This window comes from Bacillus stercoris (assembly GCF_029772985.1).
GTDB classification, from domain to species: domain Bacteria; phylum Bacillota; class Bacilli; order Bacillales; family Bacillaceae; genus Bacillus; species Bacillus stercoris.
Map to the genome: position 1 here is coordinate 3,926,288 of NZ_CP121861.1, position 11,906 is coordinate 3,938,193.

An 11,906-nucleotide genomic window follows, 5' to 3' on the forward strand; every position below is an offset into this window, starting at 1 on the left:
ATGATTAAGCTCGCAGGCCCGCCTCCAGGATGCTTAGCCCTTCATTTAAAAGGCTGTCTGAGATGACAAGCGGTGTCAAAAAGCGGATGATATTACCGTTAATTCCCGCTGTCAGCAAAAGTAATCCATTTTGATTCGCATAGGCAGCAATCGCTGCTGCTTTTGCTTTATCAGGCTCACGCGTGTCAGGATCCTTGACGATTTCGATTGCCGCCATCGCCCCGAGTCTGCGGATGTCACCGATGAACGGGAATTCTTGTTTCCACTCATACGCCTTGCCTTCAATGGTTTTGCCAATTTCTTCAGATCGCTCATTCAGCCCTTCTTCTTCAATAATAACCAAGACAGCCAAAGCCGCCGCGCAGCCGAGCGGGCTGCCGGCATACGTGCCCCCTAGCTCGCCTGGCGCTGCCGCATCTAGCATTTCCGCACGGCCGATCACACCGCTTAATGGCAGGCCAGCCGCAAGCGATTTAGACACCGTGATCAGGTCAGGCACTACATCAAAGTGCTCAATCGCAAAATAAGTGCCAGTTCTGGCAAAGCCGGTTTGAATTTCATCAGCAACAAAAACAATGCCGTGTTCTTTACAGAATGAAGCAACATGCTGCACAAAGCGTTTCGAAGGAATAATAAATCCGCCTTCTCCCTGCACCGGCTCCATCACGACACACGCTACCGTTTCAGGCGCAACGGAAGCGATAAAGAAATCATTGAACGCTTGGATCATCATGTCGTCATAGCTTTCATCAGTCATGCCGGCCGGCTTCTGATAATAGTAAGGGAACGGCGCTTGATAAACCTCTGACGCAAAAGGCCCGAAACCGAATTTATAAGGTTTTACCTTGCTTGTCATGCTCATCGTCATATTCGTACGCCCGTGAAACCCGCGGGTAAACGAGACAACCCCTTGACGTTTTGTATACTTTCTGGCGATTTTCACAGCGTTTTCGACCGCTTCCGCCCCTGAGTTAAGAAAAATCGCTTTTTTCTCGTGATCGCCCGGTGCAATGCCGCACAGTTTTTCGGCTAATTCGATATAAGACGGATACATCATGACATTGAAGCCTGGGTGAATCAGCTCCTCCGCCTGCCGCTTCACAGCCTCAACCACCTTCGGATGAGAGTGTCCGACGTTTAACGTTCCGATGGCGCCTGCAAAATCAATAAATCTCCGGCCGTCCAGATCATACAGCTCAGCCCCTTCTCCTTTGACCGCCAGACTGCGGTTGCCGTTGCTCACACCTTTTGACACAAATTGATCTCGTTTTTGCTGCCATTGTGCAGTTGTGATGCTTGCTGTTGTTTGACTCATGTGAATATCCCCCTGTCGTTATTTTCTTATCATTCTGACTTCTCTTTGGTATGATGAAAAGTACCAATTATAACTTTTGGATGGTATCAGAAGGAGAATCTGCAAATGGATATCACGATTACACTCGATCGTTCAGAACAAGCTGATTATATCTATCAGCAAATTTATCAAAAGCTGAAAAAAGAAATCCTCAGCCACAATTTGCTGCCACACTCGAAGGTTCCCTCCAAGCGGGAGCTGGCTGAAAATCTGAAGGTCAGCGTAAATTCAGTGAATTCAGCCTATCAGCAGCTGCTGGCTGAGGGGTATTTGTACGCCATTGAGCGAAAGGGTTTCTTCGTGGAGGAGCTAGACATGTTTTCCGCCGAGGAGCATACTCCATATGCACTGCCCGATGACCTAAAAGAGATACACATTGATCAGAGCGATTGGATTTCGTTTTCACACATGAGCTCCGATACAGACCATTTTCCGATCAAAAGCTGGTTTCGCTGCGAGCAAAAAGCGGCCTCCCGCTCATACCGCACGCTCGGCGAGATGTCGCATCCGCAAGGGATATATGAAGTGAGAGCGGCCATTACCAGGCTCATTTCTCTGACGCGGGGTGTAAAATGCAGGCCGGAACAAATAATCATAGGGGCAGGCACACAGGTGCTCATGCAGCTGTTGACTGAGCTTTTGCCCAAGGAAGCCGTGTATGCGATGGAGGAGCCTGGCTACAGGCGCATGTACCAGCTTTTGAGGAATGCCGGAAAACAAGTAAAAACGATCATTCTGGATGAAAAAGGCATGTCGATTGCTGAAATCACCAGACAGCAGCCTGATGTGCTGGTGACGACCCCGTCGCATCAGTTTCCGTCCGGAACGATTATGCCTGTATCCAGAAGAATTCAGCTGCTGAACTGGGCAGCCGGGAAGCCGCGCCGATACATCATTGAGGACGATTATGATAGTGAATTTACATATGATGTAGACAGTATACCGGCACTGCAAAGCTTAGATCGTTTTCAAAATGTCATCTATATGGGAACGTTTTCGAAGTCCCTTCTCCCCGGCTTGAGGATCAGCTATATGGTGTTGCCGCCTGAGCTGTTGAGGACATACAAACAGCGGGGCTATGATCTGCAGACTTGCTCGTCACTGACGCAGCTCACCCTGCAGGAATTTATCGAGTCTGGCGAATATCAGAAGCATATAAAAAAAATGAAGCAGCATTATAAAGAAAAGAGAGAACGCCTGATCACCGCTTTAGAAGCAGGGTTCTGCGGAGCAGTTACCGTTAAAGGAGCAAATGCGGGGCTGCACTTTGTTACCGAATTTGATACCAGCCGCACCGAACAAGACATCCTCTCACATGCCGCCGGCCTGCAGCTTGAAATATTCGGTATGAGCCGGTTTAACTTGAAGAAAAACCAGCGGCAAACAGGCAGGCCAGCACTCATTATTGGCTTTGCCCGGCTGAAGGAAGAGGATATTCAGGAGGGTGTGCAGCGGCTTTTCAAAGCTGTTTACGGACATAAAAAAATCCCCGTTACAGGGGATTGATTCACCAGCGGTCCTGGTCTACATTCAGCACGGCTTCAAGCAGGCCCGGAAATGCCTTTTCAAGGTCTTCAGCGCGAAGCGAGTAATACCGGCGCTTTCCTTCTATCCGAACTTGCGCGATGCCTGATTCTCTCAAAACTTTAAAGTGATGCGACAAAGTCGATTTAGCAACCTGCACATCCGCACAGGTGCTGCACGTTTTTTCTTTCGCTTCAGCTAATTGCTTGACCAGCTCTAAACGAAGCGGATCGCTAAGTGCATGAAGAACCTTTGTCAGCTGCAATGTTTCTGTTTCTGGATGGTTTGGAATGTTCATGACACAAATGTATCACACAACAATTAGAATGACAATTTTACTAATTAAGGGTTTTTCCTTTACCTCATGTAGATTACATGGTACAGTTAGTTCGATGAAATTCGAACAATAAATTCAGCATAACGATGGAGGAGATTAGAATGATCGTATTACAAGCTTACATGAAAGTAAAACCAGAAAAACGCGAGGAATTTTTGAGCGAGGCGCAATCGCTTGTTCAGCATTCAAGAGCTGAGGAAGGCAACGCGCAGTACGACCTATTTGAAAAAGTAGGCGAAGAAAATACATTTGTCATGCTTGAACAATGGAAAGGTGAAGCAGCGATGAAATCCCACAATGAAACTGCACACTTCCAAGGGTTTGTCGCAAAAGCAAAAGAACTGCTGAGCGCGCCTCTTGATGTTGTCCGAACAGAGCTTAGCGAGTAAAGAAAGGGTGTCTCATATGAATGAAGTGATTAAATCATTAACAGACCACCGCTCAATTCGCAGCTACACAGATGAACCTGTAGCTCAAGAGCAATTGGACCAAATCATTGAAGCGGTGCAAGCAGCCCCTTCTTCTATCAACGGGCAGCAAGTGACTGTGATCACAGTGCAGGATAAAGAGCGCAAAAAGAAAATCTCTGAGCTGGCAGGCGGCCAGCCATGGATCGATCAAGCCCCTGTTTTCCTGCTGTTCTGCGCAGACTTTAACCGGGCCAAAATCGCGCTTGAAGATCTGCATGATTTCAAAATGGAAATCACAAATGGATTGGAATCTGTTCTTGTCGGGGCAGTAGACGCTGGTATTGCCCTCGGCACAGCAACAGCAGCCGCTGAGTCACTCGGACTTGGCACAGTTCCGATCGGCGCGGTTCGCGGAAACCCTCAAGAGCTGATCGAACTGCTTGAGCTTCCGAAATACGTGTTCCCTTTGTCAGGACTTGTCATTGGGCATCCTGCTGACCGTTCCGCGAAAAAACCGCGCCTCCCGCAGGCAGCAGTCAATCATCAGGAAACTTATTTGAACCAGGATGAGCTGACGTCTCACATTCAGGCATACGACGAACAGATGTCTGAATACATGAATAAACGGACAAACGGAAAAGAAACAAGAAACTGGTCACAGAGCATCGCTTCCTACTATGAGCGCCTGTACTATCCGCATATCCGTGAAATGCTTGAAAAACAAGGATTTAAGGTTGAAAAATAAGCCTTCACCCGGCCTGTCGGATTTTCCGGCAGGCCTTTCATTTACCCGGTTAAAATCCATTGACTTCTATTTTGTTTATTTGGTAAAATTTTTTCATTGTTACTCATTGGTTTTCTGTGAACCAATGGGTTTTCTAATGTTCAAGAAAGAAGGAAGCCATGAGATGCTTGATAAAAAAACAGATATCTTGTTAGCCGCGCGAAAGCTTTTTTCGGAAAAGGATTTTACGTCGGTTTCCATGCAGGCGATCGCAGAAGAATGTAAGATGTCAAAAGCTTCGATATATAAGCTGTTTCAATCTAAAGAAGACCTGCTTTTGGAGCTACTGTCATTTAACCAGAAGCAAATGGTGGCCGCGGCCTCAAGACTTCAGGAAAATACCGCACTTACACCGGAGGAGCGTTTGACGCAAAAGGTCAAAATGGAACTGGAGGGCTTCAGGCGGAATCAGCAGTTTTTCAATATGCTGACCTACGGAAATCCCAAGCTGCATAATGACCGGGTCAAACAGCATATCCATCAGACCAGATCGACGATTATCTGCTGGCACCGTGATTCGCTGATCCAGGCGTATGGAGAAACCATTCTCCCGTTTGTGTGGGATTTGGTCATCATTCTTCACGGCATGATGCGTGAGTTTTTAATGCTGATCAAAATCGAGGAAAAACCGCTTGAGCTTGACCCGATCGCAGCGTTTATCATCAGCACCCTCAATCAGATTGTCAGAAACAGGGAAACCCATCAGTCTCTTCTTCCGCCCGAAGCCATCGATCTTTATATTCATTCGGCATCCTCCTACAAGCCAAAGGATAAGTCAGTCCTATTATCGGAAAGCCTGAAGGAATTACATAAAGGCATCTCTTCCCTGCCTGCCGCGGACTATAACGTAGATGAACTGACATCCGCAGCCGCCATGCTGGAGGAAGAAGCGAAGAAGGAAGAACCCCGCGCTTTTTTACTCAAATCACTGATTGGCTATCTGGAACAAACCGGTGTTTTAACACAGCCCGTTTCCATGTTAAAAACACTGTTAATTACTTAGAGAAAAGAAGGGATATGTATTGGACACAAGTATTGAACCGAAACCTTTTAACCGTTCTGTCATTGTCGGCATTTTGTTAGCCGGAGCGTTTGTGGCGATTTTAAATCAAACATTGTTGATTACCGCCCTCCCCCATATCATGAGGGATTTCAATGTCGATGCCAACCAAGCACAGTGGCTGACCACGTCATTTATGTTAACCAACGGGATCTTAATTCCGATCACTGCGTTTTTAATTGAGAAATTCACAAGCCGGGCGCTGCTCATCACAGCAATGAGCATTTTCACCGCCGGAACGATTGTCGGGGCATTCGCGCCGAACTTCCCGGTTCTGCTGACGGCTCGTATCATTCAAGCGGCCGGAGCCGGCATTATGATGCCGCTCATGCAGACTGTATTCCTGACAATCTTTCCGATTGAAAAGCGCGGCCAGGCTATGGGTATGGTTGGATTGGTCATCTCATTCGCGCCTGCGATCGGACCGACTCTTTCCGGATGGGCTGTCGAAGCTTTCTCTTGGAGATCATTGTTTTATATTATTCTTCCGTTTGCTGTGATTGATTTGATTCTTGCCAGCATCCTGATGAAAAACGTGACGACTTTAAGAAAAACACAGATTGATATTTTATCAGTGATCCTTTCAACATTTGGATTCGGCGGCCTTCTGTACGGCTTCTCAAGCGTCGGCTCTTACGGCTGGACCAGTTCAACCGTCTTGATTTCACTGCTGGTGGGTGTCATCGCGCTGCTCTTATTTATCACAAGACAAATGAAGCTTGAAAAACCGATGCTGGAATTCCGCGTCTTCACGTTTGGCGTTTTCAGCTTAACAACACTGCTGGGAACCCTTGTCTTTGCATTATTGATCGGTACGGAAACCATCCTGCCGCTTTATACACAAAACGTCAGAAACGTCACAGCTTTTGATACAGGGCTTATGCTTCTGCCGGGAGCCGTTGTGATGGGCTTCATGTCGCCGATTATCGGCAGAGTTTTTGACCGTGTCGGCGGAAGAGGGCTGGCGATTGCCGGTTTCTGCATCATCTTCCTGACATCACTGCCGTTTATGCAGCTGACTGATCATACGTCACTCGCTTGGATTGTCGTTTTATACACCGTTCGTCTCTTAGGCACCGCCATGATCATGATGCCGGTGACAACAGCTTAACATCAATGCGCTGCCGCGCCACCTGATTCCGCATGGAACGGCGATGAACAACACGATTCGCCAAGTCGGCGGCTCGATCGGAACCGCGCTATTGGTTTCCGTGATGAGCAACCAGGCGGCACATGCAGGCACGACAAATGTAAAGCACGCCGCCCTGCACGGCATGAACGCCGCTTTTATTGTGGCTGCCGTCATAGCACTTGTCGGCTTCCTTCTCTCATTCACACTAAAGAAACCTCAGCGCCCTGCCGAACAGCAGCCGGCACGCTAAAAAAACAGCCCTGTTTAGGGCTGCTTTTTTTATATTAAGTCGTTTTAAATTAACACCTTAGATTCTTGCATAAGAGCATCAAAATAAATAAAGCCTGCTGTTTGAGCAGCTTTAATTTTATTATCTAATAAATCACAAAAAGTTATTCTACCTTCTGTAACATACATAAGATCAGTTCCGTCAATCAGTATAGTTTTAATTGATTTACCTGAAACAAGGCTCTTTACTGAATCAATTGAGAAACCATTCACTGAGATAAATAGTCCTCTTCCATACATTTTCCCTTCAATCTTATGTGCAAAGTGATACATATCAATAGAGGCTGTGGCTGAATCATTCCATTTCCCTTCTAATAAATAATGTTCTCCATCATACTTAATTGCTCCATCAATTTGTTCACCTTTTATCTTAAATGGCTCAGTAACATCAAACTTTTCTCGCTCGGCTATCTTCATTATTAAACGCTCAAAATGATACCCTCTTCTTTGACTACTTATTATACGTCCATTACTATCTTTATTTCTCAATAAGCTCATGTATTCATTATGTATCTCTTCTAACAAGATAGTTTTTTTAGAAGTAGAGCTTTTTCCTAGTTTATTCTTTTTTTGCTCCCTTATCTTATTAGTGTAGTCTTTATAAATAATACTAAGCTTATTTATATAAGATTCTGCTTTGCTTCTATCTAATTTATTTAGTTCCTCAAAATAATATGGATCAAAGTAGTCCCATTGACTTAATGTTTCGAGCATATTACGTATATGTATTATTCCCTTATCCGGTGTGGAAGATAAACTGCGAAAAACACCATCCACTATTTGGTATCTCTTCATATCACGTAGCTCTTTTTTCAGAGGCAAGTGTCGGTGAGGACAACCACTGCTTCTAAAAAAATCATAAAGATCAGATTTACTCCAAAATAATTCCAAAATGCAATCTTTCATATGTGAAATAACTGAAGGAGAAAATTCTAGACTCATAAGGATCACTCCTTGAAAACAATAAATTCATGAATATAACCTTTATTATCCATCTATATAAAAACAAAGTAAAGTTTATTTCTATATTTCAACATTAAAATCTCTATGAATCGAGATTTTTGAAAGAAAAAACCCGACCTTAGACTGAATTAATCAGATTCTAAAGATCGGGTTCTTATTTTACTTTTCTAAACCGTCTTTCACTTCTTTAATCATTTGCGCCATAGACTCAAGACCGCCTCCTGATAAGTACCAAGTAGCAGAATCAAGGTAGACGACATGATCATTTTTCACTGCGTTTACGTTTTTCACATAATCGTTTTCAACGACTTGTTTTGTAGATGATGTTTCTCCGATCGCTGTACCGCGGTCAATGACAAACAGGTAATCCGGGTTTGTTTTTGAAATGTACTCGTATGAAACGCTTTGTCCGTGAGTAGACGCTTTGATGTTTTTATCAGCCGGTGTCACGCCGAACACGTCATGGATCAGGCCGTATCTTGATTTAGGGCCGAATGCGCTGATCTTCCCGTCGTTCGCCATGATGACGAGACCGTTTTTGTTAAGCTTTTCAGCCGTTTTCTTTACATCTGCGATTGAATCATCGATTTTTGCGAGTTCATCTTTCACTTCGTCTTCTTTATCGAAAATCTTACCGATTGTTTCCGCGTCTGATTTAAATGATTCCATATACTTCGCTGTGTCTACGCCAAGGTAAATTGTCGGAGCGATTTCAGAGAATTCTTTGTAAGACTCAGATTGTCTTCCTGAGATAATGATCAAGTCAGGGTCTAAATCTGCCACTTTCTCGAAGTCTGGCTCTTTTAAGCTTCCGACATCAGCATATTTGTCATCTTTGAACTTGGACAGATATTTAGGAAGGGCTTGTTTCGGCAGGCCCGCTACTTTATCATCAAGTCCTAGTTTATCTAATGTATCTAAGCTTCCAAAGTCAAATACGACAACTTTTTTAGGGTTCTTCGGTACTTTTGTGCCGTTTTTGTCCAGCTGGTGTTTCACCGTGATTTGTTCTTTCTTCGAATCAGAACCTTTGCTGCTTGTGCTTTGGTTTCCGCATGCAGAAATGACAACTGCCGTCACCAAAGCGATGAATAGTAATGCGAACTTTTTCATGCTCTTCACCTCTTCTATATATTAAGAAAAATAGACACCTATTCTTTGATGATCAATCGTCTGAATCGGGATGGTCATATCGTAGATTTCCTCAAGCACAGAGGTTTCTATTATTTTTTCAGGCGGCCCCTCTTTTACGATGCGGCCGTTTTTCAAAGCTACGATATAGTCCGAATAGACAGAAGCAAAATTGATATCGTGAATGACGATGACGATCGTTTTTCCAAGCTCCTTTACCAGCCGTTTCAGCAGTTTCATAATTTCAACTGAATGTTTCATATCCAGATTGTTCAGCGGCTCATCCAGAAAGATATAATCGGTGTCCTGGGCAATGACCATGGCGATAAATGCCCTTTGGCACTGTCCGCCGCTTAACTGATCGAGGTAGTTGTCCTGAATGTCTTCCAGCTTCATATAGCTGAGCGCCTGGTTGATATGAACCCAGTCTTCCTCAGTCAGCCGGCCCTGTGAGTACGGAAACCTGCCAAAACTGACGAGGTCTTTGATCGTGAGCCTAATATTGATTTGGTTCGCCTGCTTCAAAATGCTCATTTTCTTGGCAAGCTCTTTGCTGTCGCATGATCCAATCTCTTGTCCGTCTATGTAAATCTCGCCGGAATCTTTTTTGATCAGGCGGCTCATGATAGACAGCAGCGTACTTTTGCCGGCGCCGTTAGGACCGATAAACGAGGTGATTTTGCCCTTTTGAATCGTGACTGACGTCTCTTCAAGGACAACTTTCCCGCCATATTGTTTGCTTACATTTTTGACCTCTACCATGATTTATTCTCCTTTAACAGCAAGTAGATAAAATAAATCCCGCCGGCAAAATTAATAATGACGCTCAGCGTCGTTGAGAAGGTAAACACTTTCTCAACCACAAACTGCCCTCCGACCAGCGCAATGATGCTGATGAAAACAGAGCCTGCGATTAAGTATGAATGCTTATAGGTTTTCAGAAATTCTCTCGCCAGGTTGACGACAAGAAGGCCTAAAAACATAATCGGCCCGACTAGCGCTGTTGACACAGAAACCAAAATCGCAACCACGATCAGCATCTGCTTCACCACTTTGTCGTAGTCAATGCCCAAATTCACGGCGTGCTCGCGTCCGAGCGACAGCACATCGAAAAACTTTGTAAAACGCCAGACATAAGCGCCTGTCAGCAGGAAGATGATGAACGCGAGCCATAACAAATCTGTATTAATGTTGTTAAAGCTGGCAAACATCTTGTCCTGCACCACTTGGAACTCATTCGGATCAATCAGCATCTGCATAAAGGAAGACAGGCTGCTGAACAGCGTGCCAAACACGATACCGATAAGCAGAAGGAAAAAGATATTTCTCCCCTCACCCTTGAACATGATCTGATACAAAACAAGAGAAAACAGTATCATCAGAAGAACAGAGATGATAAAGTTGATGTTTTTATTCATAATGACCATATTCGCAGAACCGAACAAAAAGATAATACCGGTCTGAATCAGCATGTAGAGAGAATCGAGGCCCAAGATGCCCGGCGTCAGGATGCGGTTGTTCGTAATCGTTTGAAAGATCATGGTCGAAAACGCAATCGCTCCCCCCGTCAGCACAATGGCGGCGACCTTTTTGATTCGTCTCGGCAGGGTGTAATCCCAATTGCCTAAGTCATAAAACAGAAACAAGCCAATACATACAATGGCTAAACCAACGAGCAACGCCATTTTCATCTGGTTACGCATACGCTTTTCTCCTTAACAGCATAAACAGGAAAATGCCGCTGCCGATGATTCCGACCATCAGGCCAATCGAGATTTCGTAAGGGAAGATAATGACTCTGCCCAATATATCGCAAAACAGCACAAAAACCGCTCCCAATAGCGCAGTATGCGGCAGGCTGCTCTTCAGATTGTCTCCTCTGTAAATCGATACAATATTCGGGATGATTAAACCGAGAAACGGCAGCATACCGACAGTCAAAATGACAAGAGACGTGATCAGGGATACGATAATGAGCCCGATGTTCACTACCCGCTTGTACTTTAGGCCGAGATTGACAGAAAAGCTTTCTCCCATACCGGCCAATGTGAATTTATCCGCATACACATAGGCAATGATAACGAGCGGAATACTCAGATAAAGAAGCTCGTATCTCCCTTTCACGACTAAGGAGAAGTCTCCCTGAAGCCATGATGACACGTTCTGGATCAAGTCATATTTATACGCGATAAAAGTCGCGATTGAACTGACGATATTCCCGAGCATTAAACCGACAAGCGGAATAAAGATGGTGTCGTTAAACTTGATTCTTTCAAGGATTTTCATAAACAGGAAGTTGCCTGCCAGGGCAAAGACAAACGCGACCAGCATTTTGATTAAAGGACTGGCGGATGTAAACAGCAGCAAGGAAATTAAGATGCCGAGCCGAGCCCAATCCATCGTGCCCGCCGTCGTCGGTGACACGAATTTGTTTCTGCTGATCTGCTGCATAATCAAACCGCAGATGCTCATGCTTAAGCCCGCGATGACAATGCTGATTAATCGCGGCAAACGGCTTGCAAACAGCGTTGACGCCTCTTGTTTGCTTAAATCGAAGAGATCAAGCGGCGACAGATCTTCTACGCCGATAAATACAGATGTGACGGCTAATATGATAAGTAGAATAAATAAATAACGTAGCTTCATGCTGCCTCCTTACATCCTTACAGCAAAAAGAACGTATCTCCTACTCCGCAAGGACTCAAAACAATATGGCCATATAGTAATTGATTATCATTATCATTTACATATTACCATTTTTCTAGTGTTAGTCAATATTCTTTAAAAATATTAACCTGGTCATTTATCAATTTTACTAATCATTCTAACCATTTTCCATCCCAAAACGTTAGGCTGTTTACCATATTTATCTTTTGAACGCCTGTTTACTGTCAGCAAACCCGACATCATTCCTCGTGGGAAA

At 44.6% G+C, this 11,906-nt stretch carries 11 protein-coding genes and 1 pseudogene; 5 read left to right on the top strand and 7 right to left on the bottom strand.

Translation table 11 applies throughout. The annotated features are described in order from the left end of the window. Positions 1-4: 4 nt before the first annotated feature. Complete coding sequence (gabT, locus tag QA442_RS20355; protein ID WP_095432784.1) at positions 5-1,315, bottom strand: 4-aminobutyrate--2-oxoglutarate transaminase; 1,311 nt, start codon at positions 1,313-1,315, stop codon at positions 5-7. A gap of 105 nt (positions 1,316-1,420) precedes the next feature. On the opposite strand from gabT, the gene gabR reads away from it, so the two are divergent. Next, positions 1,421-2,860 (top strand): MocR-like transcriptional regulator GabR, encoded by a 1,440-nt coding sequence (gene gabR / locus QA442_RS20360; RefSeq protein WP_095432785.1) that lies wholly within the window; start codon positions 1,421-1,423, stop codon positions 2,858-2,860. A gap of 1 nt (position 2,861) precedes the next feature. Here gabR and QA442_RS20365 read toward each other — a convergent pair whose 3' ends face one another. Next, complete coding sequence (locus tag QA442_RS20365) at positions 2,862-3,176, bottom strand: ArsR/SmtB family transcription factor (protein WP_003234476.1); 315 nt, start codon at positions 3,174-3,176, stop codon at positions 2,862-2,864. A 140-nt stretch (positions 3,177-3,316) separates the two neighbouring features. Between QA442_RS20365 and QA442_RS20370 the strand changes: the two genes are divergently transcribed. From QA442_RS20370 to QA442_RS20385, 4 genes and pseudogenes are all read left to right on the top strand, one after another. Further along, positions 3,317-3,604, top strand: coding sequence for a putative quinol monooxygenase (locus QA442_RS20370; RefSeq protein ID WP_014662780.1), 288 nt, complete (start codon positions 3,317-3,319; stop codon positions 3,602-3,604). A gap of 16 nt (positions 3,605-3,620) precedes the next feature. After that, positions 3,621-4,370: an oxygen-insensitive NADPH nitroreductase gene (gene nfsA, locus QA442_RS20375; protein ID WP_014662779.1), complete on the top strand. Its 750-nt coding sequence runs from the start codon at positions 3,621-3,623 to the stop codon at positions 4,368-4,370. A 163-nt stretch (positions 4,371-4,533) separates the two neighbouring features. After that, on the top strand, positions 4,534-5,412 hold the full coding sequence (locus tag QA442_RS20380) for a TetR/AcrR family transcriptional regulator (protein ID WP_095432803.1): 879 nt from the start codon (positions 4,534-4,536) through the stop codon (positions 5,410-5,412). Positions 5,413-5,431: 19 nt separating this feature from the next. Continuing rightward, positions 5,432-6,851: pseudogene (locus QA442_RS20385) on the top strand (MDR family MFS transporter). Between the two features lie 44 nt (positions 6,852-6,895). Here the strand turns inward: QA442_RS20385 and QA442_RS20390 are convergent. The 5 genes from QA442_RS20390 to yclN form a co-directional block, all read right to left on the bottom strand. Beyond that, positions 6,896-7,831 (bottom strand): restriction endonuclease, encoded by a 936-nt coding sequence (locus QA442_RS20390; RefSeq protein ID WP_095432787.1) that lies wholly within the window; start codon positions 7,829-7,831, stop codon positions 6,896-6,898. Positions 7,832-8,011: 180 nt separating this feature from the next. Continuing rightward, positions 8,012-8,965, bottom strand: a complete 954-nt coding sequence (gene yclQ / locus QA442_RS20395; RefSeq protein WP_014662776.1) for a petrobactin ABC transporter substrate-binding protein YclQ — start codon at positions 8,963-8,965, stop codon at positions 8,012-8,014. A 21-nt stretch (positions 8,966-8,986) separates the two neighbouring features. After that, positions 8,987-9,745, bottom strand: a complete 759-nt coding sequence (gene yclP, locus QA442_RS20400; protein ID WP_095432788.1) for a petrobactin ABC transporter ATP-binding protein YclP — start codon at positions 9,743-9,745, stop codon at positions 8,987-8,989. Next, positions 9,739-10,686, bottom strand: coding sequence for a petrobactin ABC transporter permease YclO (gene yclO, locus QA442_RS20405; RefSeq protein ID WP_040084169.1), 948 nt, complete (start codon positions 10,684-10,686; stop codon positions 9,739-9,741). The genes yclP and yclO overlap by 7 nt, the downstream gene beginning before the upstream one ends. Then, positions 10,679-11,629 (bottom strand): petrobactin ABC transporter permease YclN, encoded by a 951-nt coding sequence (yclN, locus tag QA442_RS20410; RefSeq protein WP_014662773.1) that lies wholly within the window; start codon positions 11,627-11,629, stop codon positions 10,679-10,681. The genes yclO and yclN overlap by 8 nt, the downstream gene beginning before the upstream one ends. Positions 11,630-11,906: the final 277 nt, after the last annotated feature.